18 protein-coding genes are annotated in these 26,168 nt (G+C 70.2%); 4 read left to right on the forward strand and 14 right to left on the reverse strand.

What is annotated here, in order from left to right; genetic code table 11:
* Positions 1 to 83 precede the first annotated feature (83 nt).
* From ACIPFH_RS26570 to ACIPFH_RS26595, 6 genes are all read right to left on the reverse strand, one after another.
* On the reverse strand, positions 84 to 1,622 hold the full coding sequence (locus ACIPFH_RS26570; RefSeq protein ID WP_359122586.1) for an RNA polymerase sigma factor: 1,539 nt from the start codon (positions 1,620 to 1,622) through the stop codon (positions 84 to 86).
* A gap of 427 nt (positions 1,623 to 2,049) precedes the next feature.
* Complete coding sequence (locus ACIPFH_RS26575; protein WP_401830080.1) at positions 2,050 to 2,937, reverse strand: FadR/GntR family transcriptional regulator; 888 nt, start codon at positions 2,935 to 2,937, stop codon at positions 2,050 to 2,052.
* Positions 2,938 to 3,102: 165 nt separating this feature from the next.
* Positions 3,103 to 5,493 carry an ATP-binding cassette domain-containing protein gene (locus ACIPFH_RS26580; RefSeq protein ID WP_401830081.1) on the reverse strand — a complete coding sequence of 797 codons (2,391 nt, stop codon included), beginning with the start codon at positions 5,491 to 5,493 and terminating at the stop codon, positions 3,103 to 3,105.
* A 129-nt stretch (positions 5,494 to 5,622) separates the two neighbouring features.
* Positions 5,623 to 6,381, reverse strand: coding sequence for an NUDIX hydrolase (locus ACIPFH_RS26585; RefSeq protein WP_356253075.1), 759 nt, complete (start codon positions 6,379 to 6,381; stop codon positions 5,623 to 5,625).
* A 130-nt stretch (positions 6,382 to 6,511) separates the two neighbouring features.
* On the reverse strand, positions 6,512 to 8,431 hold the full coding sequence (locus ACIPFH_RS26590; RefSeq protein WP_401830243.1) for a glycogen debranching N-terminal domain-containing protein: 1,920 nt from the start codon (positions 8,429 to 8,431) through the stop codon (positions 6,512 to 6,514).
* 628 nt (positions 8,432 to 9,059) lie between these two features.
* Positions 9,060 to 11,063 carry a DUF4192 domain-containing protein gene (locus ACIPFH_RS26595; protein WP_401830082.1) on the reverse strand — a complete coding sequence of 668 codons (2,004 nt, stop codon included), beginning with the start codon at positions 11,061 to 11,063 and terminating at the stop codon, positions 9,060 to 9,062.
* Positions 11,064 to 11,225: 162 nt separating this feature from the next.
* Between ACIPFH_RS26595 and ACIPFH_RS26600 the strand changes: the two genes are divergently transcribed.
* Together ACIPFH_RS26600 and ACIPFH_RS26605 are read left to right on the forward strand one after the other, a co-directional pair.
* A complete protein-coding gene (locus ACIPFH_RS26600) occupies positions 11,226 to 13,391 on the forward strand; it encodes a RecQ family ATP-dependent DNA helicase (protein ID WP_401830084.1) in 2,166 nt (721 codons plus the stop codon).
* Between the two features lie 343 nt (positions 13,392 to 13,734).
* Entirely contained in the window at positions 13,735 to 14,355 is a 621-nt protein-coding gene (locus ACIPFH_RS26605; protein ID WP_401830087.1) for a hypothetical protein, read from the forward strand.
* Positions 14,356 to 14,717: 362 nt separating this feature from the next.
* On the opposite strand, the gene ACIPFH_RS26610 is transcribed toward ACIPFH_RS26605, so the two are convergent.
* From ACIPFH_RS26610 to ACIPFH_RS26620, 3 genes are all read right to left on the reverse strand, one after another.
* The gene (locus ACIPFH_RS26610; protein ID WP_401830088.1) at positions 14,718 to 15,347 is read right to left on the reverse strand and encodes a hypothetical protein; all 630 of its coding nucleotides are present in this window, start codon (positions 15,345 to 15,347) and stop codon (positions 14,718 to 14,720) included.
* A gap of 68 nt (positions 15,348 to 15,415) precedes the next feature.
* Positions 15,416 to 16,117, reverse strand: coding sequence for a ribonuclease HII (locus ACIPFH_RS26615; protein WP_356253061.1), 702 nt, complete (start codon positions 16,115 to 16,117; stop codon positions 15,416 to 15,418).
* A 93-nt stretch (positions 16,118 to 16,210) separates the two neighbouring features.
* On the reverse strand, positions 16,211 to 16,834 hold the full coding sequence (locus ACIPFH_RS26620; protein ID WP_401830091.1) for a TetR/AcrR family transcriptional regulator: 624 nt from the start codon (positions 16,832 to 16,834) through the stop codon (positions 16,211 to 16,213).
* A gap of 187 nt (positions 16,835 to 17,021) precedes the next feature.
* Between ACIPFH_RS26620 and ACIPFH_RS26625 the strand changes: the two genes are divergently transcribed.
* Entirely contained in the window at positions 17,022 to 18,569 is a 1,548-nt protein-coding gene (locus ACIPFH_RS26625; RefSeq protein ID WP_401830092.1) for an MFS transporter, read from the forward strand.
* Positions 18,570 to 18,917: 348 nt separating this feature from the next.
* Here ACIPFH_RS26625 and ACIPFH_RS26630 read toward each other — a convergent pair whose 3' ends face one another.
* From ACIPFH_RS26630 to ACIPFH_RS26640, 3 genes are all read right to left on the reverse strand, one after another.
* On the reverse strand, positions 18,918 to 19,823 hold the full coding sequence (locus ACIPFH_RS26630; RefSeq protein WP_401830093.1) for an ADP-ribosylglycohydrolase family protein: 906 nt from the start codon (positions 19,821 to 19,823) through the stop codon (positions 18,918 to 18,920).
* Positions 19,824 to 19,835: 12 nt separating this feature from the next.
* The gene (locus ACIPFH_RS26635) at positions 19,836 to 20,495 is read right to left on the reverse strand and encodes a histidine phosphatase family protein (protein WP_401830095.1); all 660 of its coding nucleotides are present in this window, start codon (positions 20,493 to 20,495) and stop codon (positions 19,836 to 19,838) included.
* 141 nt (positions 20,496 to 20,636) lie between these two features.
* Positions 20,637 to 21,242: a YdbC family protein gene (locus ACIPFH_RS26640; protein WP_401830097.1), complete on the reverse strand. Its 606-nt coding sequence runs from the start codon at positions 21,240 to 21,242 to the stop codon at positions 20,637 to 20,639.
* Positions 21,243 to 21,398: 156 nt separating this feature from the next.
* Here ACIPFH_RS26640 and ACIPFH_RS26645 point away from each other — a divergent pair, with 156 nt between their 5' ends.
* Positions 21,399 to 21,932, forward strand: a complete 534-nt coding sequence (locus ACIPFH_RS26645) for a TerD family protein (RefSeq protein WP_401830099.1) — start codon at positions 21,399 to 21,401, stop codon at positions 21,930 to 21,932.
* A gap of 124 nt (positions 21,933 to 22,056) precedes the next feature.
* Here the strand turns inward: ACIPFH_RS26645 and ACIPFH_RS26650 are convergent, their stop codons facing one another.
* Both ACIPFH_RS26650 and nrdR read right to left on the reverse strand, forming a co-directional pair.
* Positions 22,057 to 24,957, reverse strand: a complete 2,901-nt coding sequence (locus ACIPFH_RS26650; RefSeq protein WP_401830101.1) for a vitamin B12-dependent ribonucleotide reductase — start codon at positions 24,955 to 24,957, stop codon at positions 22,057 to 22,059.
* Positions 24,958 to 25,120: 163 nt separating this feature from the next.
* Complete coding sequence (gene nrdR / locus ACIPFH_RS26655; protein ID WP_401830103.1) at positions 25,121 to 25,690, reverse strand: transcriptional regulator NrdR; 570 nt, start codon at positions 25,688 to 25,690, stop codon at positions 25,121 to 25,123.
* Between the last annotated feature and the right edge of the window lie 478 nt (positions 25,691 to 26,168).

Genomic DNA, 26,168 nt, shown 5'->3' on the forward strand with positions numbered 1-26,168 from the left:
GAGGCGCCTCGCACCCTCACGCCGACGCCGAAGGCCCGGCTCCCTGACGGGAGACCGGGCCTTCGGCGTCGTACGGGTTCGACCTAGTCGAGGTAGTCGCGCAGCACCTGCGAACGGGACGGGTGGCGCAGCTTCGACATGGTCTTCGACTCGATCTGGCGGATGCGCTCGCGCGTCACGCCGTACACCTTGCCGATCTCGTCGAGGGTCTTCGGCTGACCGTCGGTGAGACCGAACCGCATGGAGACGACGCCCGCCTCGCGCTCGGACAGGGTGTCGAGCACGGAGTGCAGCTGCTCCTGGAGGAGCGTGAAGCTGACCGCGTCGGCCGGGACCACGGCCTCGGAGTCCTCGATGAGGTCACCGAACTCGCTGTCACCGTCCTCGCCCAGCGGGGTGTGCAGCGAGATGGGCTCGCGGCCGTACTTCTGGACCTCGATGACCTTCTCCGGGGTCATGTCGAGTTCCTTGGCCAGCTCCTCCGGGGTGGGCTCGCGGCCCAGGTCCTGGAGCATCTGGCGCTGCACGCGCGCGAGCTTGTTGATGACCTCGACCATGTGCACCGGGATACGGATGGTGCGGGCCTGGTCGGCCATGGCGCGGGTGATCGCCTGACGAATCCACCAGGTGGCGTACGTGGAGAACTTGTAGCCCTTGGTGTAGTCGAACTTCTCGACCGCGCGGATCAGACCGAGGTTGCCCTCCTGGATGAGGTCCAGGAAGAGCATGCCGCGGCCGGTGTAGCGCTTGGCCAGGGAGACCACCAGACGGAGGTTGGCCTCCAGGAGGTGGTTCTTGGCGCGCCGACCGTCCTCTGCGATGATCTCCAGTTCGCGCTTGAGCTTCGGGGCGAGCTTGTCGGCGTTGGCCAGCTTGTCCTCGGCGAACAGACCGGCCTCGATGCGCTTGGCGAGCTCGACCTCCTGCTCGGCGTTGAGCAGCGGGACCTTGCCGATCTGCTTGAGGTAGTCCTTCACCGGGTCGGCGGTGGCACCGGCCACGGCGACCTGCTGGGCGGGCGCGTCGTCCTCGTCGTCGTCGGAGAGGACGAAACCCTTGTTCTCGGTCCCCTCCTCTTCCTCTTCGCCGGGCTTGGCGTCCTCGAGGACCTCGTCCTCGGCAACCTCGGCGTCGTCCTTGCCTGCGGTCTTCTTGGCCGCCGTCTTCTTGGCGACGGTCTTCTTCGCGACCGTCTTCTTGGCGGTCGTCTTCTTGGCAGCCGCCTTCTTGGCGGGGGCGGCTTCCTCTGCGGGATCGTCCACAGCGGGGGCGGCCGGGGTGACCGGGGCGGCCGTGGCGGTGGCCTTCCTCGTGGTCACCGCCTTCGCCGCGACCGTCTTGGTGGCGGTGCGCTTGGCCGGACTCTTCGCTGCGACGCTCTTTCGGGTGCGCTTGGGCTCCGCGGCACTGACCATCAGCGTCACACCCTCTTCCTCGAGGATCTGGTTGAGGCTGCGCAGTACGTTCTTCCACTGAGTGGCCGGAATCTGGTCAGCTTCGAAGGCCCGACGCACATCGTCGCCGGCGATCTGCCCCTCAGCCTTTCCCCGCTCAATGAGCGCCATGACAGAGACGGACTCGGCGATCTCAGGCGGGAGCGTACGGGATGTGCTGGCCGACACGAACAACCTCTCGGAACGTTGGAAAACGGCTTCCGGCCCCGTCCGTGAGGGACAGGAGCCGACCACCGGCCTGGGGGTGGGCCGACGGCGCGGGCGGGGGCCGGGAGGATTCACAGCGCCTTGAACGGCGTCCGTATTCCCTCCGCGGCTGCCACCTCTTAGGTCATCGCGTTGTTTCCACAAGCGTTACGCCCAATCTTCGTGGCCCGAGTCACACCCCGTAAGCGTTCAAAAAAGGTCAGACGCGGGCAGAGGAGGTCACCCATGGAGCCTACCGGTACCGCCACGACCGGTTACGCCACGTCGCTCGTCGGACCCCGCAGGCCCCGTGGCGGGTCCTGCGGGGTCCGACGGGAGTCCGGGTGGAGCGGGCGAGGATGACGCGGGCGGGGAAAGGCGTCCCCGAGCCGTTCTCCGCGCGGTGCGGTCAGTGCTCGCGCGGCGCCGGCACGACGCGCTCCACCTCAGGGTGAACGGTGAGCAGCTGCCGCATGGCCGTCTCGGCCGCGGTGCCGTCGCCCGCCGCGAGGGCGTCGGCGATCCGGCCATGGTGTCCCAGCGACGCGTCGTTCGGCCGGTCACAGCCCGTGACCGGGCCGCCGGAGACCTGCAGGGCGGACGACACGATCCTGGAAAGGTGCTCCAGCATCCGGTTGCCCGCGACCTGGATGAGCAGCGAGTGGAATTCGGCGTCGGCCCGGGAGTAGGTGAGCGCGTCGCCCTGCGCCATGGCATGCCCCATGATCTCCACCATGTCGGAGAGTCGCTGCTGGATGTCGGCGCGCCCGTGCCCTGCGGCAAGGCGGGCGGCAAGCGGCTCGATCGTCCAGCGCAGCTCGCTCAGCTCGCGCCGCTGGTTGTCGCGCTGGGGACCGAATGCCCGCCACTCGATGATGTCCGGGTCGAGAAGGTTCCAGTCGCTCACGGGACGCACGCGCGTGCCGACGTTCGGCCGGGCGCTGACCAGGCCCTTGGCCTCGAGGACACGCAGCGACTCGCGGACGACGGTGCGGGACACCTCGAACCGCTGACCGATCTCCTCGGGCACCAGCGGCCGGTCGGCGCCCAGGTCACCGGAGACGATCATCTGGCCCAGTTGTTGGACGAGTTGGCCGTGCAGCCCACGTCCGCGGTTGCCCGCGGCGCGACGGCCCACGCGGCCCAGCTCGGGTTCCGCGGACTCCCACACGGGGGCTCCGACGCGTTCGGCCACGGGGGCCTCGGCGAAGGGGTAGCGGTCGAGTTCGCCCGGGCCGGCCAGACCGGAGTCGGTGGAGCGGGCGGCGGTCATCATGGTGTGCGCAAGGGTACTCACGGATCCTTTGTCGGCGTCGCTCCCAACTCCCTTGAGGTCTTTGGTGAAAAGCACACGAAAGGGTGATCGCTCACCCCGTCGCAATTGACGCCTTATCGGAAAGAAATGGGCTTCTTCCGGGGAGTTGCGCACACGCGGGGATCGGTTCGGCCCGGCCGGTGGTCATCAGGTCCGGCTCCGCAGGGCCGTGAGCAGGTACGCGCACAGCAGGGCCGTCAAGGACAACGTCATTGCCCCGCCGACCGGTTGGACGATCACTCGCGCCGCAGCGGCCAGGTAACGATCTCCCCCGAAGGGCCACTGCACCAGGAGCATCTCGCGCAACCGGACCGCGAATCCGGCCGCCGTCCGCACGGACGCGCCCTCCACGAGCTTCTGTACGACGGGCAGGACGACGACGGGCATGGCCACCACGGCCGCCAGCCCGGCCGTGGTGGAGCCGAAGACACCGGCGGCCAGCACACCGGTCCAGGCGCAGCCGACCACGAGGCCGAGCCAACTCACGCTCAGCGGCAGCCAGTCCGCGGGAACCTGTGCGACCTCCCGTCCGTAGACGAGATAGAGCGCTTCCGCGTCGCAGCCCACCGTGAGGAAGGCCAGCGTCAGGGCGGTGAGAGCGGCGACGAGGAGCTTGGCGGTGAGTACACCCAGCTTCCGGGGCACGGTGCCGCGGTCCGCGGCCAGGGCGGGGTGGCGGAACTCGTCTCCGAAGGCCAGCGCACCGAGCAGGCCCGCACCGAGCGCCGCGGGCGGCAACGGAAGCTCCGCGGGCCACGCGGCCAGCACCCGAGCCTGTGAGGTGTGACCGACGCGGGCCAGAAGCACGGCGGCGAGGGCGGAGACGATCAGCACCGCGGCGCCGGTGAGAAATCCGGTGCCGATGCCGGTGGCGCGACGGAGTTCGTAGCGCAGGGGACGCAACGGGCTGGGGGCGGAGCGGACGGCGATGGGAGGTGGCAGGGCGGGCAGGAAGTCGAATCTGCGGGACGTGGAAGAGCGCGGGGAGCGCCGGGCAGAGGGCATGGTCGGCGCCGGCCGAGAACCCGAGGCGGAGGGGTGGGCGCCTGGAGTGGTGGCGTCGGCGGTGTCGGCTTCCTCGGGCCGCCGGAGACCGTTCACGAGTGAGCCTGCCGGGGCACCCGATGCGCCGACGGTGTCTCGTTCAGCAGCGGCCGCGGGCGCCGTCACGCCCGGGGGGTCCTCAGCCGGGTCGTCGGCCGCCGTTGCGGCCGCACCCGACGGAAGGTCGACTTCGGAGGCCAGGACGCCGTCGCGAGGCGGCGCGTCCGCTCCGCCGACGGTGTCTCGTTCAGTAGCAGCCGCGGGCGCCGCCACGCCCGGGCGGTCCTCAGCCGGGTCGTCGGCCGCCGTTGCGGCCGCACCGGACCGAAGGTCGACTTCGGAGGCCAGGACGCCGTCGCGAGGCGGCGCGTCCGACGGCCGGTACCGCGCGGTGGACGTCGGCTGCGGATCGTCGGACTCACGTGATGCGGTCGCGACGCCGGTCCGCCGGGTGCCGTTCGCCGCGCGTGCGTCGCTCGAGACCTCCGTGCGTTCCGCGTTCGGCTCGGCGACGGCGACGGTGGCCGGTTCTCCGTCCGAGGGTTCCTGGTTTGTCTGTCCCGCGAGACCCGGCCCTGCCCAGACGTGCGTCCACCGCGGAGTCGCCGCTTCCGCTCCCGGCCCCATGTCTCCTGTCTCGTCGGCGAGTTGATGGACGAGGATGCTGTGCCGAAATGCCGTCTCGCCGACATGGGCGCAGCTGCTGCCGTACACGGAGAGCCGGTTGCCGTCCTCCTGCACGACCTCGACGGAGCGCTGTGCGGCTCGGGCCTCCCGGGTGAGCAGGGTCGCCAAGCGGACCGCGTGTGGGCTGCGAACCGCCACCCGGGGGCGCAGCCGGGTGCGGGCGAAGTCGGCGGCCTCCTGATCGGCGAGGAGTCTGCCCCCGTCCAGGGTGACGACCCGGTCGGCGGTACGAGTGGCCTCCTTGGGGTCGGCCGTGGTCGTCAGGACCGTGCCGCCCTGATCCGCGTGCGCGCGCAGCATGCCGTACAGCCAGCGGTTCTCCCGCCCGGAGAGCCCGTCAGCGGGATCGTCGAGGACGAGAGTGTGCGGGTCCGCGAGGAGAGCGCAGGCCAGGCCCAGCCGCCGGTCCATGCCACGGGACAGGGTGCCCAGCCGTTCGTCACGCAGACCGACCAGGCCGACCACTTCGAGCACTTCGTCGGCCCGCCGTACCGGAACGCCGGCGGCCGCGCACAGCATGCGCAGATGGCCACGGACCGTGCGGGCGGGGTGCCCGGGCACATCGCCCAGGAGGACGCCGACCTCACGCGAGGGGTGAGCGATGCGGTGCAGCGGACGGCCTCTGAAGTACGCGAGGCCGCGGCCCTCTTCGAGCCCGAGCATGAGTCTCAGCACCGTGGTCTTGCCCGCGCCCGGCGCTCCGAGCAGCACGGTGACGCGGCCCGCGCGCGCCTCGAACGAGACATCGTCGACGGCGGGCGGAAGCGCCTTGCGGGAGTTGCTGGTCAGTCCGAAGGCCTGGATCACCCGTAGCAAGATAGCGCCCCATATCCGATTTTTACGGATATGGCACGGCGACATCGTCCGTCCGGTTGAGCGCACCCGACAGGCCGGTCCGCCGCCCCGTCCCGACATAAGCAGCCACGGCGGGCTGCGTCACACCTCGGGCCGCAGCATCGGCGGGTTGAGCAAGGTCGCTCCGCCGGCCCGGAACAGCTGGGCAGGGCGGCCGCCCTGCCGCGTGGTGGTACCGCCTGTGGGTACCAGGAAGCCGGGCGTGCCCGTCACCTTGCGGTGGAAGTTCCGCGGGTCGAGCGCCACGCCCCAGACGGCCTCGTAGACACGGCGGAGCTCGCCGACCGTGAACTCGGTGGGGCAGAAAGCGGTCGCGAGGGACGAGTACTCGATCTTGGAACGAGCCCGTTCCACGCCGTCCGCGAGGATCTGGGCGTGGTCGAAGGCCAGCGGTGCGACCGGTTCCCCGTCACGGCCGTACCCCCCGTGCTCGAGCAGCTCGTCGACCGGCGCCCAGCGGGCGTTGCTGGCGTCTCCACCCGCGCGCGGAGCCGGCAGGTCCGGCGCGAGCGCCAGGTGCGCGACGCTCACGACGCGCATCCGGGGGTCACGCTTGGGATCTCCGTACGTGGCGAGCTGTTCCAGGTGGGCACCATTGTCCTGGGCCGGAGCCGAGGGGTCGTGGGCCCGGAGCCCGGTCTCCTCGGCCAGCTCGCGGGCCGCGGCCTGGGTGAGGTCCTCGTCCTCCCGCACGAAGCCGCCCGGGAGCGCCCACCGCCCCTGGAACGGCGCCTCACCCCTGCGCACCGCCAGCGCACACAGGGCGTGGCGGCGCACGGTCAGCACGACCAGGTCCACGGTGACGGCGAAGGGCGGAAAGGCTGACGGGTCGTAGGGCATGCGGCGATCATAGTCGTCTTCCTGACGATAAACACTCCCTTCGCCGGCCGCTTCGATGGCTGGTCCACTTCGGTACCGCACGGCCGTCGCCTTCCGCCCGGACCGCCGTCCTGATCCGCATCGTGCGAGGTCACACTCCCAACTGGAGCCCGTCGGCCGCCTCCTCCACCATGGCGAGACCGAGCCGACTGACCCGCACGGAGAAGGGGGCGCCGGCGACCCGTAGCCCGGTGAACCCGATCTCCCCCAGCGGTGCGCTGCGCAGGGGGCGCAGCGTGACGGTTCCGGCCGGGGCGTCGGGCCGGACACCGGCCAGGGTGGTCAGCAGCAGGACCCCGGCCGCCGCCGCGGTGGCGGCGGGACGGCAGGCGGCCGGATGAGGAAGGGGGGCCCGCCCGTCACCGCGTTGCTCCCCCGCGTACATCTCCGGCAGGCGGTGCCCGAAGGCCTCGGCCGCCGCCAGAACACCTCGCAGCAGTGCGGCTCCCTCCTTCTCGTAGCCCGCGGCGGCCAGACCGGCGACGGCGATGGCCGTTTCGTGGACCCGGACGGCACCACTGCGGTGACCGAAGGGGTTGTAGCCGGCCTCCTTCGCACCGAGGCCCCGCAGGCCCCAGCCCGAGTCCATGACGGGGCTGCCCAGGAGACGGGCGAGGTGTTCGGTCTGCACCCTGTCCAACAGACCGGGGGCGTGGGCGCCACCGCCCAGCAACCCGGTGTCGAGGAGGTGGACGGCCGTCGCGCAGAGGTGGGGCAGCGGCCGCCCGTCCCCGGTTCGGGCGGCCGCGGGTCGGCCGCCTCCCGGGTCGTCGATCCAGAAGTCCCGCCGAAAGGTGGCGCGCAGCTTCCGGGCCCACTCCCGCAGTCCGCCGCCGCCCGGTCTCCCGCAGGCGTCGAGCAGGTCGGCGCCGAGCAGTGCGGCACGGTGGGCGTGGGCCTGTGTCTCGCAGCGGACGGGGCCGCTGGGTTGGGGGTCGCTCAGGTAGGGTCCCTCGCCGACAGTGGTGCGCAGCCAGGTCAGGCAGCGCTCGGCCGCCGGCAGCAGTTCCTCCGTCTCGTGCTCGGGCAGGCCCCATCGGCGGGCCTCCGCGAGAAGCACCGGGAAGAGCAGGGTGGCCTCGGTTCCCGTGCAGCCCGGCGGGAGGTGCGCGCCAGCGTCCCGTCTCGGACCGGGGATCATGCCGTACCGCGGCCCCGGGCCGGTGACCTGGGTACGGGCCAGCGTGCGCAGCGTCCCCGAGGCGAGGCGGGTACCGAGCGGCAGTGTCATCCGAGCCGCGGCGAGAGCCTCGGCCGGAGCCAGGCCGCAGCGCCACGGCGCCCCTGCCGCGAGATGGGTGTCCGCGGGGTGCTCGGGATCTCGCACCAGCAGGGCCTGAAGATCGTCGACACTCGTCGCGAGAAGCTCCCGGACGCGCGGATCGTCACCCGTCGCGTGGGCAGAGGCCAACGGGCTCGTCGCCCCCCGACCCACGGATCGGACCGGTCCGGCACCGTCCAGGCGGACTCTCAGTTCCACGCGTACGGTGCCGCCGGGAGGGACCTCGAAGTCCCAGCGCAGCAGACCCGCGGAGGCGATCGCGTCGGCCGGGGGCGGGTCGGCGGTGACGCACGAGGCACCGGTGGCACAGGACCACCGCAGACCGGAGTCGTGGACGCTGGCGGGCAGCTCGGCCCCCACGGTGCCGGCCGCGATCGCCCCCAGGTCTGCCAGGTCGGCGCCGAGAGTCACCTCGACCGGGATGCGGAGCGGCCGCGCGGCGGAACTGTGCAGCGTGATCCGCTCGGTGCCGTCGGCGGAACGCGTCCGCTCGACGATGACGTCCGGGTCCGGGCCGCCGTGCGGAGTGACACGGAGCGTACCGACGAAACGGGCTCTGTCGGCCGAGGTCATCCGGGCCTGGACCGCCAGCGGTTCGCGCCCCGCCACCCGCACCTGGCAACGGGACAGCATGCGCCGGCCCGCCCGGTAGAACCCCTCCAGCCCATGCCCCGTCAGCTGCCCCTGATCCGTCGAGATGACGAGGCCCGGCAGGGCGACGCAGATCATCGCCGTGTGGGCGGCGGGCAGGCCGACAGCGCGCGGCCGAGTCGGCGTTGCGGGCGGAGGTCCGGCGCCTCTGGAGGAGGGCGGCTGCGGGGGGCGGGCCGGGCCGGTCGAAGGGAAGGACGGGAACGTCGACGTACCGCGGACACCCTGACCGACGGACAGGACAGGGCCTGCCTCCGGCTCTGTGGCCGCCGCGCCGTGGACCGGCGCCGGGGTGCTGTGGCTGGAGCGTTCGTCGGCGGCGGAGGGCGGAGTCGGCTCATGCATGCGGTGACTTTTCTGCTCTCTGTGCGCCTCGGACATGGTCGAGGCCGGGTGGGAGGCGCCGGCAGGGCGGGTGCGCAGCGGCGGCACGACCCGTGCAGGTGTTCCGCCACTCAGGTGAACGGGCCGGGACTCCGCCAGGTCACGCTCCTCGGTCGCAGGCGGCACCGAATGGCGGCCGCATCCGGATACGCGGGACCGACCGCGGGCCATGGCGCGTCCGCTCCGGAGGGAGCCCGCCATAGGCGCTCACCGGGCCGGGCCCGGTGTCGGGCCCGGCTCTGGTGATCGTCGGCCGATCCCATGCGGGCGTCTTCGGCCCAGCACCCGGGCCCCGGCCTCCACCAGGGCAGCCGAGCCGGCGTCACCCCTTGTCCGCGGTGTCGCTGTCGGACCGCAGACTTTCCGGGCTGTCGCCACGGCGGCGAGCGGAAGTCTTTCCCACAGGGCGGGGACGGGATCCTCCACGGCTCGGCCCGGCAGGGCGCGTGGGCTTCGGCCTCGGTGGGTGCACGCGAAGGTCGTTGGCTCCGCGCGTGCGGCGTTGCGGTTCCTTGCCTTCCTCCGCTTCGGCCGCAGCCTGCGCGTGATCCACGGCGGCACCGGTGGGACGGACGCGGCGCCGCCTGCGAGCAGTCGTGGACACAGACGCAGGCACAGGCCCCGAGACGCATGTGACCGGGCTGTGCGGGACAGGGCCGACGGTGTCCTTCGCTTCCCCGATACGAGCCACTTGCTCGGCTTCCCGTGGGCCGTGTACGTCCTGCGCTTCCCGTGGGCCGTGTACGTCCACGACTTCGCATGAACCCTCTGCGTCCTCGGTGTCGCGTGGGTCTTCTGCGTCCATGTCCATGTCCATCAATGCGTGGGCGCAGTCTTCTTCGACGGAGCAGCTCCCACGGTCGGGCCGGCTTCCGTCGCCGGGGCGGTTCTCTGCTTCTGGGCAGCGGAGGTCGACGAGTCCGTCGTCCCTCTTTGTTCCACGGGGACGTGCGGGGGCTTGCGTCCCGCGCGTGCCCTGTGTGCCCTGCGGGCCTTCGGAGTCCTCGGCCGTCGCCGCACCGGCCCGCCTCCCGGCTGCCGCGTGCTCCCCGTGCCCCTCGCGCTCGGCTCGCAGACAGCGTCGTACCGACTCGGGGTCGAGGCCTTCGTTGCAGGCCTGGTGCAGGAGGCGGGCGAAGAGATAGTCCGGGTCCGCGCCCAGGGCCATGGCGAGGGCCTCCCTTGCCTCGAGTTCATCGCCGCTGGACCAGGCGACCCAGCCGGCGAGGGTGAGGGGCGCCGCCGCGTGTTCGCCGTAAGGTCCGACGCAGCGCCGTGACAGAGCCCGCCAGAGACGCAGGGCGGGGGCCGCCTCGTCGCCCTCCATCCACTGCGCTGCCCGGTCACGCGTCACCCGGTCCTGGAGGCCGAGGATCAACGCCGCGGCTTCGTCGAATCCGAGCAGTTCGTCGTCTCGGTGGTCCGCCAGGAGAACACCCGGGACGACCGGAGCCCCGGCGAAGCGGCACATGACCCGTCGGGCCAGTTCGAGTGTCTCCTCGGCCACCGCCGGGCGACTCGCCTCGTGGAGAATCCTGGGGACGAGCGTCATGCCGGCGGTGTCCAGCGCGACCTCCTGCTCCAGCGCGGCACCGGTCTCCAGCGGCAGCAGTCGGGCCCGCAACTCGCGCAAGGTGCCTCGCACCTGGATCCCCGCGTAGGTCGCCGCCGCGGCCAGCACGGAGGTGCCGGGCAGCCCCATCGGTACGCCCTCGACCGGGCAGCAGCCCTTGCCCCCGCAGCAGTACGACCAGAACCGGCCGTCGGAGATGCAGAGCGCCTCGATCACGGGGACGTCGAGGCGTCCGCATTCGAGACGTAGTCGGTGGGCCAGGGACTGGAGCCGTTCCATGACCTGACGGCCGGTCTCCCCCTTCCCCGGTTCCTGGCAGAGGTAGGCGACCATCTGTGCGGGACGGGTACCTCGGCGTTCGCTGCCCTTGACGAGCCCTTGCGCCAGTTGCTGGGCGACGGCCCCCCAGTCGTCCGGGTTCGCGGGAATGCCGAGCCGGGCGCGCCCACCGAACCGGCCCCGTCCGTCCCGGTCGTGCAGGGCGACCAGGACGATGCTGTCCTCCGGCCGGTACCCGAGCAGATAGGGCAGGGCGTCGGCCAGTTCCCCCGGAGTGCGCAGGGTGACCTGGTGGTCGGCGGGGCCCGGGCCGTTTTCGGCGTTTCCGCCGTACATCGTGTGGCTGACGTACGCCGTGTGCTCGCCGTTCGCGGGCAGCTCGTACGGGATCCTTGCGGCCCTTCCGTCCTGCCCGTCGCGTCCCGCGATGTCGCCGTTTTCGGGGGATCCAGTGGTTTCGCTGTGATTCGTCATGCGCAGACGATCTCGCGGATCACGAAGTTCCGCTTGACCTGTGGATAAGTCCGATCAGGGGCACGTCAGAATCCCGGGATCGGTGGCTGTGGCCCACCCGGCGGCGCACTGCTGCGACCGTCCCCTGACCGGATTGTCAGCGCCGTCCTGTTGTATGGAGGCATGGAGCACACGAACAACGCGGATCTCCGGTCCGACGCCGACGCCGTCCTCGCCCGCCTGGTCGGGGACGCCACGGGCGTGACCCGGCTGCGCGAGGACCAGTGGCGGGCGATCGAGGCGCTGGTCGCGGACCGACGCCGGGCCCTGGTGGTACAGCGGACGGGATGGGGCAAGTCCGCTGTCTATTTCGTGGCGACCTCCCTGCTCCGGGCCCGCGGTGCCGGCCCCACGGTGATCGTCTCTCCGCTGCTCGCCCTGATGCGCAACCAGGTCGAGGCCGCGGCCCGGGCCGGTATCCACGCACGGACCATCAACTCCTCGAACACCGAGGAGTGGGACACCGTGCAGGCCGAGATCGCCGCGGGCGAGGTCGACGTCCTGCTGGTCAGCCCGGAGCGGCTCAACAACCCAGACTTCCGTGACGAGGTACTGCCCGCGCTGGCTGCGGCGACCGGACTGCTCGTGGTCGACGAGGCCCACTGCATCTCCGACTGGGGTCACGACTTCCGACCGGACTACCGTCGGCTGCGGACCATGCTCACCGATCTCCCGCCGGGCGTACCGGTCCTCGCGACCACCGCGACCGCCAACGCGCGGGTCACCGCCGACGTGGCCGAGCAGCTCGGCACCGGCGGCACCTCGGACGCCCTGGTACTGCGCGGCCCGCTGGACCGCGAGAGCCTCAGCCTGAACGTGCTGCGGCTGCCCGACGCCGCGCACCGGATGGCGTGGCTCGCCGACCACTTCGACGACCTCCCCGGTTCCGGAATCGTCTACACGCTCACAGTCGCCGCCGCGGAGGAGGTCACCGCCTTCCTGCGGCAGCGCGGGCACATCGTCGCGTCGTACACCGGGCGCACGGAGAACGCCGACCGTCAGCAGGCCGAGGAGGACCTGCTGGCCAACAAGGTCAAGGCGCTGATCGCCACCTCCGCCCTCGGTATGGGCTTCGACAAGCCCGACCTCGGCTTCGTCGTGCACCTGGGCTCGCCCTCCTCTCCCATCGCGTACTACCAGCAGGTGGGCCGCGCCGGGCGCGGTGTGGAGCACGCGGAGGTACTCCTGCTGCCGGGGAGGGAGGACGAGGCGATCTGGGAGTACTTCGCGTCGCTCGCCTTCCCGTCGGAGGATCTGGTACGCCGCACGCTGGATGTCCTCGCGCGGGCTGAGCGGCCCGTGTCGCTTCCCGCTCTGGAGCCTCTGGTGGAGCTGCGCCGCTCCCGCCTGGAGACCATGCTCAAGGTCCTCGACGTGGACGGGGCGGTCAAGCGGGTCAAGGGCGGCTGGCTCGCGACAGGGCAGCCGTGGAGGTACGAGACCGAGCGGTACGGGTGGGTCGCCAGACAGCGCAAGGCCGAGCAGGAGGCGATGCGCCAGTACGCGTCGACGACGGACTGCCGGATGGAGTTCCTTCAGCGCCAGCTCGACGACGAAGGCGCCAAGCCCTGCGGACGCTGCGACAACTGCGCGGGACCGCGTTACGCCGCCGAGACGTCCACGGCCGCGCTGGACGCCGCGCGGGTGGATCTGGGCCGCGCCGGCGTCGAGGTGGAGCCCCGCCGGATGTGGCCGACCGGGCTCCCGGCGATCGGCGTGGAACTCAAGGGGCGCATTCCGGCCGGTGAACAGGCCTCGACCGGAAGGGCGTTGGGCCGCCTCTCCGACATCGGCTGGGGCAACCGGCTCCGCCCGATGTTCACCGTCCAGGCTTCCGACGAGCCGGTTCCGGACGACGTATCGAGGGCCGTGGTGGGCGTGTTGGCCGACTGGGCCAAGGGGCCCGGCGGTTGGGCCTCCGCAGTGGCCGACGCCTCGCCGCGCCCGGTCGGCGTGGTCACCATCGCCTCACGCACACGACCGCGGTTGATCCACTCACTGGGCGCGCGCATCGCGGAGGTCGGCCGGCTTCCACTCCTGGGATCGGTGGAATACACCGCCGAAGCCTCGCCGATCTCCCGGAGCAACAGCGCCCAACGCCTCAAAGCGCTCCACGGCATGCTGGAGGTGCCCCCCGCGCTCGCCGCCGCGCTGATCGAGGCCCGGGGCCCCGTTCTCCTCGTGGACGACTACACAGAGACAGGCTGGACCCTCGCGGTTGCGGCCCGGATGCTGCGCCGTGCAGGCGCGCACGAGGTGTTGCCTCTGGTGCTGGCAGTGCAAGGATGATCACAGTCGGCAACCGACGAAGCGGGTCCCGGGCTCTTCCGGCCGCTCCTCGACGGCGCCTCGGTGTCGGTGTGCCGTCGAATCCGCGGCTTCGGCAGCGCTCCCGAGGCGTGGGCTGTGGGCTCACGTGTCCTTCCACGAATCACTGGGTAAGGATATAAGTCACTCATCGTCACATAACGGTCGGTGGCCCCAATTGCTCGTTGCCGCATCCAAGTTCGGCAGGAAGAATTGAGCTCCGCTCCCCGCACGGCTTGCCCGTAGTCCGGTAGGGCTCTGCCGCGGCGTGCGCTCCCCCGAACCCGACCCGCCCGCAGTGTGGGCCGTAGCCGAAGGGAGGATCGTGACCTTCGGATTCGCTCCGTCCTCGGCGGCATCGTTGTCGACGTCCACGTCCGCCACCTCCGCCACCCGCTTGCTCGAGCCTGCCGAATGGGCAGCGGCCGGCATCCCGCTGCTGCGCAACCCGCGGGAAGTCGTCAGTGGGCTGCACTCGCGGCACCGGCCACGGCCGGCCACCGCGATCGTGGCCGTGCTGGACTCGGACGAACGGGTGCGGGCCAGCGCCTCGTTCACCCGGCGCCAGGCTTCGTCCGACGGCTGGATGTTCCGCAACGCCCTGCTCGCCCAGCTGCGTCGGGTCATCCCTCACGACCTGCGGCTGCGCACCCCCGTGCGCACCGCCGTGCTGCTCTACTGCCGTGACGGCGACGCACGCTGGACGGAAGAGGACGGGGCGTGGATGTGGGGCCTGCGTGATGCGTGCACGTTGCACGGACTGCGCTGCGGGGCGTACATCACTCTCACCCGGGACGGCTGGCAGGTCCTGGGCGAGGGTCGCGGAGGACGTCGGCCGCACGCGGATTCGACTCCGGAACCCTTCGCTCTGTCCGAAGCCCCGCCGCCGCTGCCACGGACCGGCGGTTCCGCCTCGGAAGTGCTGCGTCGCGCGGCCGCCCGCTGAGAGGCGAGGCGACGGCCGGCCAAGGGCCCGCCGGGACGTCGGCCCTGTGAGGCGCGAGCCCCCAGGGCCTGACGTGCATCGTCGCGCGCCGTGCCGTGCCGCCCGCGACGATGCGTAGGCCGCGGGTGGTCACCGGAACCTACGCTCGCCCTTGGTCGGTCCCGGTGGTGGCTACGACGTGATCTCTTTCGAGGTGCTTCCGGGTCGGACGGCGCCTGGGCACCGGCTCGGGACGCAATGGAACGCGCGCCGAGCTCCCGGCCATCCAGGCAAGCGGCAGATGCAAGCCAGGGCACGCCGCAGAGGCGCCGCAGCAGCGACGCCTCCAGGACCCCGGCGCCTGTCGGCCTACCGGAACAGGCTCAGACGCCCGCGCCCGACACCGCGTCGAGCTGCTGCGGGTCGCCGCAGACGATCAGCAGGGCGGCGGCCCGAGCGCGGGCCAGCGGCAGAGCGGTGGCCGCCGCGGCGTCGGGACCGCCGTTGACTGCCACCACGACGACAGGACGCACACCCGCCCGTTCCAAGGCGGCGGCGTCGGCGTAGAAGACGTCGTCTCCCGCGTCGTGCTGGGCCCAGTAGGGAGCCTCACCGAAGGACCGTTCGTGGGTGGCCCAGGGGTGCTGTTCGCCGGTGGTGATCACCAGCACGTCCCCCGGGGCGCGGCCCGAGTCCAGGAGGAGGTCCACGGCCTCCTCTGCGGCGTCCAGCGCGCCCTCGACCGAGGCCGGGATCAACTGGACCTGGGGAGCCACCGAAGCGGGCGCGGTGACGGCAGGGGCCGAGGGCCCCGGCTTGGCGGCCGCGTCACGCGGCGCGCGTTGCGCCGGCGGCGTGGGCCGAAGGGGTCCGGGACGACCGGGACGCGACGGAGCCGCGGGACGGGGTCCGGGTACAGGTCGAGGGGTCGGCGCTGTGCGGCTGCTGGCCGGAGTGGCGCGGGGACCCTGGGCACTCTCGTGAATCTGAGGCTCCTCGGGAATGAGAGGCATGAGCTGTTGTCTATCAAACGGTGGTGCGGCAAGCGCCAGCGGGTGGCACGTCGGTGCGGCCGGACTCGTCAGAAGTCGAAGCCGAGTTGGCCTTCGACCGCCGGAACGCTTCCGTTCGCCCAGATGCGGGCCTTCTTGAGGTGCCGCCACTGGGGCAGCGCATCAAGATACGCCCACGACAACCGGTGGAACGGAGTGGGGCCCCGCTCCTCCAGTGCGGCCTTGTGCACGGGTGACGGGTACCCGGCGTTGTCCGCAAAGGCGAAGTCTGCATGGTCGATACCCAGTTCGGCCATCAGTTTGTCGCGCTGGACCTTGGCGATCACCGAGGCCGCCGCGACCGCCACGCAGGACTGGTCACCCTTGATCACCGTGCGAACCCTCCACGGGGCGCCGAGGTAGTCGTGCTTCCCGTCGAGGATCACCGCGTCCGGGCGGATCGGGAGGGCCTCCAGGGCCCGCCCGGCGGCCAGCCGTAGAGCGGCGGTCATCCCCAGGTCATCGATCTCCTCCGGGGAGGCATGGCCCAGGGCGTGCGACGTCACCCATTTCAGCAGCTCCGCGGAGAGCTCGGTACGCCGCTTGACGGTGAGCAGCTTGGAATCGGTGAGACCTGCGGGAGGCCGACGGAGTCCGGTGACCGCCGCGCAGACGGTGACAGGGCCGGCCCACGCACCGCGGCCCACCTCGTCGACACCGGCAATGATCTTCGCTCCGGTCGTGGCGCGGAGGGAGCGCTCGACGGTGTGAGTGGGGGGTTCGTACGGCATGGCGCCCTTAGATTACGCCGCCGGGATCCCAACGCGACACCCCGGTCGGCACAGACCCTTCGCCGACCCCCGGCAAGGGCGCCGAATGCGCGCTCAGGACATGGCCGGCCGCAGCAACGGCATCATGAGCCGGTCGATCATCTCATCGAGATCGCGATCATTCCATTCACACCCGCACATTTTTGTTCGATACATCATCATGGCCGGGATGACATCGAAGACGTAACCGTCCGCCGCGTCGGCTCGCACCTCGCCTCTCTTGATACCACGGTTGACGACCTCCCTCAGGAGCTTGACGGTCGGCTCCACCACCCCCTCGACGATCAAGGTATGGAAGCGTTCACCCTGGATCGGATCGCATTCGTGAATGATCGAGCGCAATGCGAAACCGGGTCGGGAGAACATCGCGTCGCGCGCGTCGCGACACAGCGCCATGAGGTCCTCGCGCACGCTCCCCAGATCGGGTACGGCATCCAGCCGGGGCAGTCCGGCCCGCAGGGCATCCGCGACCAGTGCCTCCTTGGACGGCCAGCGGCGGTAGACGGCGGCCTTGCCGGTCTGGGCACCGGCCGCCACACCTTCCATCGTGAGTCCGTTCCAGCCAACGGTGCCCAACTGCTCCAGCGTGGCATCGAGAATCGCACGTTCGAGCACGGCGCCGCGCCGGCGGGGAGAGGACACCCGAGCAGGGGCGGCCGTCCAGCGCGAAGTATCCATCTGAGTGTCTCCAGCGAGCAGAAGAAGCGGGGATCGAGGGGTGGAGCGAGGCTCCGTACGACCGCGACGGGGGACACGCCGAGAGGCGACGCCGCGAGTGAACGCTTGCGTTCACTACGAGAGACTCACTACCGTTGACGCGCAAGTGAACGCCACCGTTCACTAACGCTCTTGTGGGGGACTCATAGTGACAACCTCTCAGCTGACTCAGGACCAGAAACCAGGGGCGGCGCGCCGGGAGGGGCACCCCGGCATCGCACTCACCGTGATCGCGGCCTGCCAACTCATGGTGGTACTCGACGCGACGATTGTGAACATCGCGCTTCCGCACATTCAAGACGCGCTCAAGTTCAGCACCACCGATCTCACCTGGGTGGTCAGCGCCTACACGCTCACCTTCGGCGGCCTGCTGCTGCTCGGCGCCCGAGCGGGTGACATCCTCGGCCGACGCCGGGTGTTCATGGCCGGCATCCTTCTCTTCACCTTCGCCTCGCTCCTCGGCGGCCTGGCCCAGGAGCCCTGGCAGTTGCTCGCCGCACGCGCCCTGCAAGGCGTGGGAGGCGCCATCGCCTCGCCCACCTCGCTGGCGCTCATCACCACCACGTTTCCCGAGGGCCCGGAACGGAACCGGGCCTTCGGCGTCTTCGCCGCGGTCTCCGCGGGCGGTGGCGCCATCGGCCTGCTCGCCGGCGGCATGCTCACCGAGTGGCTCGACTGGCGCTGGGTGCTGTTCGTCAACGTGCCCATCGGCGTGCTCATCGCCTTCCTCGCGCCGCTCTACATCAGCGAGTCCGAGCGCCACCCCGGGCGCTTCGACATAGCCGGCGCGCTCACCTCTACGGCCGGCATGGCCTCTCTGGTCTATGCCTTCATCCGCGTGGCGGAGGAAGGCTGGCGGGACACTCTGACCCTCGGCGCCTTCGCGGCCGCGCTGATTCTGCTGGTCGCTTTCGTGTTCACGGAGATGCGGGCCAAGGAGCCGATCACCCCGCTGAAGATGTTCGCCGACCGCAACCGCTCCGGCACGTACGTGATCATGCTGAGCCTCGCCGCGGCCATGTTCGGCATGTTCTTCTACATCGTGCTCTTCGTGCAGAACGTGCTGGGCTACAGCCCGATCAAGGCCGGCCTCGCCTTCCTCCCCGTCACGGTCGCCATCGCGGCGGGCGCGGGTCTGTCGCAGCGCTTCCTGCCCACCGCCGGCCCCAAGCCCTTCATGCTCGCCGGTTCGGCGCTGGTGGCGCTCGGCCTCACCTGGCAGGCCTTCATCAGCCCCGACAGCTCCTATGTCGGCGGGGTGCTCGGACCGATGGTGGTCTTCGGCTTCGGCATGGGGCTGAACTTCGTGACGGTGACGGTCACCGCCGTCTCCGGCGTCGCCCAGCACGAAGCAGGCGCCGCGTCCGGCCTGCTCAACGCCACGCAGCAGGTCGGAGGTTCGCTCGGTCTGTCCATCCTGACGACGGTCTTCGGTTCGGCCGGCAAGGACGAGGCGGAGAAACAACTGCCGAAGTTCCTCTCCGAGGGATCGGCGGAGCAGAAGGCCGAGTTCGCCAAGACGCACCAGTTGCCCGCTCCCTGGGGGCACGAGGTGCTCGCCCACGGCATCTCGACGGCCTTCGTCCCGGCCGCCGCGATGGCCGTACTCGCTCTGGCGACGGCCTGGTTCGTCATCCGCGTCCAGAAGAGCGACCTGGATGCGCTGCAGGGAACAGCGGGCCCCGTGGCCGGCTGACAGGACGGTTGCACCGGCCGGCCCGGAAGCGTCACCGCCTGCCGTGAAGGCGCGTACACCGCTTCCGGGCCGGCCCGCCGCGCCCCGCAAGACCACCGGCGTGATCACCAACAGGACGAACCGCACGCGCCCACCCCCTACGTTGCTCCCGCAGCCACCTGCCCTGCGCGCAGACGGCGCACAGCGGATACCGGAACAACGCATGATCGGTCACTCAGAGTTCCCACCGAGTACGGAGAGTTCTCGCCGGGCTTCGGTCGTCGCCCGCCGACCGGCAAGTCGCCTCGTCCGGCGCGGCGACGCGGGCTCACGGCCGAGCAGCACGTGTGAGAGGGCCGGGGTCCGGCGTCACGCGGACGGGCGCAGCCACCCCGGCAGCGCCTCCACCTGCTGCTCCCACGCCCCCGGCGGCGTCCCCGCCTTGCTGGACGCCAGTATTCCGCCCACGATGGCGCAGGTCGTGTCCACATCGCCGCCGACCTGCGCTGTCGTCCAGAACGCTGCCTCGAAGTCACCGAGGGCGCGAGCCGCCGACCAGACCGCGAAGGGGACGGTGTCGTGGGCCGACGTACGCCTTCCGCAACCCAGCACTGCCGCGACGGTGGCCGCGTCGGCGTAGTCGAGCATGTCCCTGGCACGTCGCAGTCCGGCGCCGACGGCACTCTTCGGGACGAGAGCGATGACGCCGTCCAGGAGCGCCTCGGCGCTGGGCGGGCCTCCGGGGGCGCCGGCCAGCGCTGCGGCCGCGGCGACGGCCATGGCCCCGACCACGGCCTCACGGTGCTGATGCGTGGGGTAGGCGGAGATCTCGGCCTGGTGGATCGCCTGCTCGGGGTCGTCCGCGTACCAGGCCCCCAAGGGGGCGACCCGCATCGCGGCGCCGTTGCCCCACGACCCCTGCCCGTTGAACAGGGCGGCCGACAGCTCACGCCAGTCGGAGCCCTCCCGGACCAGCCTCAGCAGCCGGTTGACCGCGGGGCCGTATCCGCGGTCGAAGTCGTGGTGCTGTGCGAAGGAGTGGGCCAGTGCGTCCTGGTCGACGCGGTGGTGGGCGGCCAGGACGGCCACGACGGAGCAGGCCATCTCTGTGTCGTCGGTCCACTGCCACGGCCCGGGCGGCAGCTCGCGGCGCTGGAGCAGCGGATAGTTCACGGGCACGAAGAACTGTGAGCCCAGCGCGTCACCCACGGCGAGGCCGCGCAGGCTTGCCAGCGCGCGCTCCAGGCGCCGGTCGGGAGAGGAGTCAGCGGTCATCGCCCTGCCACTCTATCCGGTGATCCCGTACGGTTCCGGATCTCGCCAGCGGTTGAAAGGCCGGTCAAGGGTGTACCGGTCGTCGTCCCCGAGAACGAGCATCCGCATCTCGGCGTTCCCCGGATTGGCGAGCGACTCGAATTCCGCGACCGTCCAGTGGAACCAGCGCATGCAGAAGAGGCGCATCGCCAGACCATGGGTCACGAGGAGCACGTTCGGCGGGTGGTCGGGGGCCTCGAAGCTGCGGAAGAGGCTCTCCAGGAAGCCACCGACCCGGTCGTAGACGTCGGCGCCGCTCTCCCCCTGCGCGAACCGGTAGAAGAAGTGCCCGTAGGCGTCCCGATAGGTCTTCTGCAGCCGTACGTCGTCGCAGTCCTGCCAGTTGCCCCAGTCCTGCTCGCGCAGCCGGGGCTCCTCGCGGATCCGCACGAGTTCGGGGTCCAGGTGGAAGGCCCGCAGTGTCTCGTGCGTGCGCCGGTACGGGGAGACGTACACGCTGACCCGTTCGCGGCCGAACACCTCCCGCAGGGTCTTTCCCGTCTCCTCTGCCTGCCGCCACCCTCGCTCGGTCAGGGGCAGCGCGTGGTCGGGTTCACGTTCGTAGACGGTGTCATCAACATTGCCCGATGACTCCCCGTGCCGGACAAGGACGATGCGCCGTGGTCGTGCCATGCCAAAACCCTAGATCGGGTGACGGCCGATCGAGCACTCGTAGGGCCTCCATACGGCGTAGGTCACACAAATCCCGCAACAGAAGGCACATAACAGCGCACGATCAACGAGCGCGTAGCGAGTCGGTGGCGCGTCCGGTTTTCAAACCGTCCAGGTCGACTCGAGTTCGACTATGTCGCCGGTGAGTGAGGCGATGTCCGCCTCCGTCTGGGCGCGCAGTGCCAGCCGCTCCACGCGTTCGGTGCGGTACTTTCCGTGCTCTGCCTGCGAGCGCCACATCGAGAGCACCATGAACTCGGGCCCGGGCGCCTCGGCGAACATCCCCCGGATCATGCCGGGCGAGCCCGCCATGGCGGGATTCCAGACCTTCTCCTGCATCAGGGTGAAGTGCTCGGCCCGTTCCTCGTGGACCCGGCACAGGGCCACCCGCAGCAGGTCCGAGTCGGTGAAGCGGGGTTCGAAGCCCGTCTTCACGTCGAAGCGGTAGTCGAACAGGCGCACCTGGGCATCCTTGAACGTGCCCGACTGCGCGGTCGCCAGCCGGTCATGGGAGCGCGCCATGAAGGAGTCGTAGAACGCACGGCTCTCCCAGAACGCGAAGACATGCGCGACGGAGGGCCGCCCTCTGCTCCAGCCCCCGCCCTGTCCCCGGAACCCCGGCTCCCCCAGAAGCCCCGCCCACTTTCGCTGTCCCCGTTCGAAACCGCGGCGGTCCACCACGGTGCAGCGAATCCACTTGACCAGCACCGCGCCATGGTAAGGCCAGTCGGCGTGGCGTTGGTCACCTTCGTTCACAGAGCGGCGCTGCGATGCGGCACGCGCGCGTGGCAGGATGGACAACCGGCCCTGAAGGTCCGCCAGTTCGGGGCGACGCCAGACGGGGAAACGGGGAGGGGAATTCCGGTGAGCGGCCTGAACAAGGGAATCCGCAAGGTCGAGATGGCTCTGAAGTGGGACCCGAGTCCGACGGGACAGCCACCCACCGACCTGGACATCGTGGCCGCGACCTACCTGGAGAGCGATCCGCATGGCGCCCCGGCCTATGTGGTCCACTTCGACAGTCGCTCGCCCGACGGCACGATCTACCTCAACCGGGACAGCAAGGACGGCAAGGGCTTCGGCTGGGACGAGGTGATGACGCTGGAACTCGATCGCCTGGACGCGCGTTACGCGCGCGTGGTCGTCGGCGTCGTCATCCAGCAGAGTCCGGAGCACCGGACCTTCGTCGGTGTGCTCAACCCCGCCTTCCGGATACGAGAGGGCTACACCGTGCTGGACGAGGACGACTTCGCCGACGTCCTGGGTGCGACCGCGGCGACGGTCGGGGAGTTCCTGCGCGAGTCGTCCGACGGGTGGTCGTTCCACTCCGGCGTCCAGGGCTACGAGGACGACCCGGCGACGTTCACGAGGATCATGGGCCAGGTACGCCGCTCCTGACGTCGCGCGGGGCCTCACCGACCGCTCGAGCACGGTGGTACCCCGAAACACCGAGGGCGGTGGAGCCGGAATCGGCTCCACCGCCCTTTGTCAGCTCATCGCGAGCCGACCGGCACGGCTGGGATCAGCTGCAACCGCTGGTCGAACCGCAGCCCTCGCAGATGTAGCAGGAACCTGCCCGCTGCATCTTCGTACCGCAGGAGAAGCACAGCGGGGCGTCGGCCTGGATGCCCAGCTGCATCTCCACCAGTTCGGCACTGGTGTGCACCTGCTTCGGGGCGGGCTCGGCCACCTCGATTTCGGCCTTCGGGGTGGCGACGGCCTTCAGGTCCGTCTGGCGCGGGGCCGACTGGGCCAGACCCTCGACGTCCACGTCCTCCTCCTCGAAGGTCGGCTCGTACGAACCGGTCTCCAGGTGGCGCTGACGCTCCTCGGCGGAGTGGATTCCGAGCGCGGAGCGGGTCTCGAAGGGCAGGAAGTCGAGTGCCAGGCGACGGAAGATGTAGTCGACGATCGACTGCGCCATCCGCACGTCCGGGTCGTCGGTCATGCCGGCCGGCTCGAAGCGCATGTTGGTGAACTTCGAGACGTACGTCTCGAGCGGCACGCCGTACTGGAGGCCGACGGAGACCGCGATGGAGAAGGCGTCCATCATTCCGGCGAGGGTCGAGCCCTGCTTGGACATCTTCAGGAAGACCTCGCCGAGACCGTCGTCCGGGTACGAGTTGGCGGTCATGTAGCCCTCGGCGCCACCGACCGTGAACGAGGTCGTGATGCCGGGACGGCCCTTGGGCAGACGCTTGCGGACCGGGCGGTACTCGATGACCTTCTCGACCGCGGCGCGGATCGTCTCCTCGGCCTTCTCGGTGACCTCGGTCTTCTCCTTCTCCTTGGTCTTCGCGGAGAGGGGCTGGCCGACCTTGCAGTTGTCGCGGTAGATCGCGAGCGCCTTGACGCCGAGCTTCCAGGCCTCGAAGTAGATCTCCTCGACCTCCTCGACGGTCGCCGTCTCCGGCATGTTGACCGTCTTGGAGATGGCGCCGGAGATCCAGGGCTGGATCGCGGCCATCATGCGGACGTGGCCCATCGGGGAGATGGCGCGCTCACCCATGGCGCAGTCGAACACCTCGTAGTGCTCCTGCTTGAGGCCGGGAGCGTCGATCACGTTGCCGTTGTCGGCGATGTGGGCGACGATCGCCTCGATCTGCTCCTCCTGGTAACCCAGGCGGCGCAGGGCCTGCGGGACGGTGCCGTTGACGATCTGCATCGAGCCGCCGCCGACCAGCTTCTTGAACTTGACCAGGGCGAGGTCGGGCTCGACGCCGGTGGTGTCGCAGGACATCGCCAGACCGATGGTGCCGGTCGGGGCGAGCACGGACGCCTGGGAGTTACGGAAACCGTTCTTCTCACCGAGACGCAGCACGTCCTGCCACGCCTCCGTGGCGGCGGCCCAGACCGGGCTGTCCAGGTCGTCCATGCGGACGGCCGTCCCGTTGGCGTCGGAGTGCTGCTTCATGACGCGGTTGTGGGCGTCGGCGTTGCGGGCGTAGCCGTCGTACGTGCCGACCACCGAGGCCAGTTCGGCGGAGCGGCGGTATGCGGTGCCGGTCATCAGGGAGGTGATGGCGCCGGCCAGGGATCGGCCGCCGTCCGAGTCGTACGCGTGGCCGGTGGCCATCAGCAGGGCGCCGAGGTTGGCGTAGCCGATGCCGAGCTGGCGGAACGCGCGCGTGTTCTCGCCGATCTTCTGGGTGGGGAAGTCGGCGAAGCAGATGGAGATGTCCATCGCCGTGATGACGAGCTCGACGACCTTCTGGAAGCGGTCGGCCTCGAAGGACTGGTTGCCCTTGCTGTCGTCCTTGAGGAACTTCATCAGGTTCAGCGAGGCGAGGTTGCAGGACGTGTTGTCCAGGTGCATGTACTCGCTGCACGGGTTCGACGCGGTGATCCGGCCGGACTCGGGGCAGGTGTGCCAGTTGTTGATCACACCGTCGTACTGGATGCCCGGATCGGCGCAGGCCCAGGCGGCCTCGGCGAGCTTGCGGAACAGCGCCTTGGCGTCGACCTTCTCGATGATCTCGCCGGTCATGCGGGCGCGGAGGCCGAACTCGGTCCCGTTCTCGACGGCCGTCATGAACTCGTCGTTCACGCGGACGCTGTTGTTGGCGTTCTGGTACTGGACGGACGTGATGTCGTCGCCGCCCAGGTCCATGTCGAAGCCCGCGTCGCGCAGCGCGCGGATCTTCTCCTCTTCCTTCACCTTGGTGGCGATGAAGTCCTCGACGTCCGGGTGGTCCACGTCGAGAACGACCATCTTGGCGGCGCGACGGGTGGCGCCACCGGACTTGATGGTGCCGGCGGAGGCGTCGGCGCCACGCATGAAGGAGACGGGGCCGGAGGCGTTGCCACCGGAGGAGAGGAGCTCCTTGGAGGAGCGGATGCGGGAGAGGTTGAGGCCGGCGCCGGAGCCGCCCTTGAAGATCATGCCCTCTTCCTTGTACCAGTCGAGGATCGACTCCATGGAGTCGTCGACGGCCAGGATGAAACAGGCGGAGACCTGCTGGGGCTGCGGGGTACCGACGTTGAACCAGACGGGGCTGTTGAAGCTGAAGATCTGGTGCAGGAGGGCATACGCCAGCTCGTGCTCGAAGATCTCGGCGTCGGCGGGCGAGGCGAAGTACTTGTGGTCCTCACCGGCCTTCCGGTACGTCTTCACGATCCGGTCGATCAGCTGCCTGAGGCCGGTCTCGCGCTGAGGGGTGCCGACGGCACCACGGAAGTACTTGCTGGTGACGATGTTGACCGCGTTCACCGACCAGAAGTCGGGGAACTCGACGCCACGCTGCTCGAAATTGATCGAGCCGTCGCGCCAGTTGGTCATGACGACGTCACGACGCTCCCAGACCACCTCGTCGTAGGGGTGCACGCCGGGGGTCGTGTGGATGCGCTCGATACGCAGGCCCTTGGTGGTCTTGGCACCCTTGGCCCGGGTGCCTCGTGCCGGACCGCTCGCCGTCTCTGTCATGCCGCCTCCCTCTGCGGGCGAAAACGCCCTAAAATGCCACGTTGTTCCCATGGCACGCTGTTCTGTCTTGTACTGCGGGCACCACGCACTACCGCCCACAGCAGGTCTTGGTCCGCCGCCGCCCGGCCCTCCCCGGAATGGAAACCCGGTTCAGGCCCGTCGGTCAGTCGGCGGCGTGGGCGGGCTCGGGGACCTGCACGGTCTCTCCGGGCCCGCCTTCGTCTTCTCGGCTTCCCACGACAGCCCCCGCGCCACCCTCGCGGTCTTCGTCGTCCGCGGCGGGGTGTGCCGTCTGGTCCCTGAGTTCCGTGATGGCGGCCTCGAAGTCCTCGAGCGAGTCGAACGCCCGATAGACGGAGGCGAATCGCAGATAGGCGACGAGGTCGAGCTCCTGCAACGGGCCGAGTATGGCCAGCCCCACGTCATGAGTGGTCAACTCGGCGCTTCCGGTGGCCCGCACCGCCTCCTCGACCCGCTGGCCGAGCTGAGCCAGAGCGTCCTCGGTGACAGGCCGCCCCTGGCATGCCTTGCGCACGCCGTTGATGACCTTGGTACGGCTGAAGGGTTCGGTGACTCCGGACCGCTTCACCACCATGAGCGAGCACGTCTCCACGGTCGTGAAACGACGGGAGCAGTCAGGGCACTGGCGGCGCCTGCGGATCGACGTGCCGTCATCCGTCGTACGGCTGTCGACGACACGGCTGTCGGGGTGCCTACAGAAGGGGCAGTGCATGAACTCCAACCCTCCTCACAGCAGACTCGATGGCCTCGCCGGGTCCCATGGGCCCCTCGAAGCAGCCCCAAGCATAGGGGATCCAAGAGCATCCGAAGACACCGGGGACCACAACTGCTGGGCCGCTGCCGCAATCCAACCACTACATATGGGGGCTTGGCCTATACATCCAGGCCGTATCGCGTGTCGCGCCCGCGGGGTTCACCGCATGCGTTCCCGCCGTCACACCGAGCACCCGAAATCCACCCGCGCACGCGTGCGTGCACCCGTATCCGCGTGGCGGATACGGCGATACCGTGGTCGCCGCAGGGAGGAGAGGTGGGACTCTCGCGCAGAGCGGGGCCGGTTCCCGAACGACGGGACGCCGGATGGCAGACTGGGGCCACGCCTCACAAGGCCATCCGTCTCGGCGGTGAAGAGTACGACCACGAGCCCCCTCATCTGCCGGGCAGCGCGTCAGCCATACACCCAGACACAT

Origin of the sequence: Streptomyces sp. NPDC088157, assembly GCF_044741545.1 — a bacterium.
Lineage (GTDB): Bacteria > Actinomycetota > Actinomycetes > Streptomycetales > Streptomycetaceae > Streptomyces.

Coding starts and splice junctions, on each gene's coding strand:
- ACIPFH_RS26585 (WP_356253075.1), bottom strand. CDS start 6,381: ATGCCCTACGACCCGTCAGCCTTTCCGCCCTTCGCCGTCACCGTGGAC.
- ACIPFH_RS26590 (WP_401830243.1), bottom strand. CDS start 8,431: ATGATCTGCGTCGCCCTGCCGGGCCTCGTCATCTCGACGGATCAGGGG.
- ACIPFH_RS26595 (WP_401830082.1), bottom strand. CDS start 11,063: ATGACGAATCACAGCGAAACCACTGGATCCCCCGAAAACGGCGACATC.
- ACIPFH_RS26600 (WP_401830084.1), top strand. CDS start 11,226: ATGGAGCACACGAACAACGCGGATCTCCGGTCCGACGCCGACGCCGTC.
- ACIPFH_RS26610 (WP_401830088.1), bottom strand. CDS start 15,347: ATGCCTCTCATTCCCGAGGAGCCTCAGATTCACGAGAGTGCCCAGGGT.
- ACIPFH_RS26615 (WP_356253061.1), bottom strand. CDS start 16,117: ATGCCGTACGAACCCCCCACTCACACCGTCGAGCGCTCCCTCCGCGCC.
- ACIPFH_RS26620 (WP_401830091.1), bottom strand. CDS start 16,834: ATGGATACTTCGCGCTGGACGGCCGCCCCTGCTCGGGTGTCCTCTCCC.
- ACIPFH_RS26630 (WP_401830093.1), bottom strand. CDS start 19,823: ATGACCGCTGACTCCTCTCCCGACCGGCGCCTGGAGCGCGCGCTGGCA.
- ACIPFH_RS26635 (WP_401830095.1), bottom strand. CDS start 20,495: ATGGCACGACCACGGCGCATCGTCCTTGTCCGGCACGGGGAGTCATCG.
- ACIPFH_RS26650 (WP_401830101.1), bottom strand. CDS start 24,957: ATGACAGAGACGGCGAGCGGTCCGGCACGAGGCACCCGGGCCAAGGGT.
- nrdR (WP_401830103.1), bottom strand. CDS start 25,690: ATGCACTGCCCCTTCTGTAGGCACCCCGACAGCCGTGTCGTCGACAGC.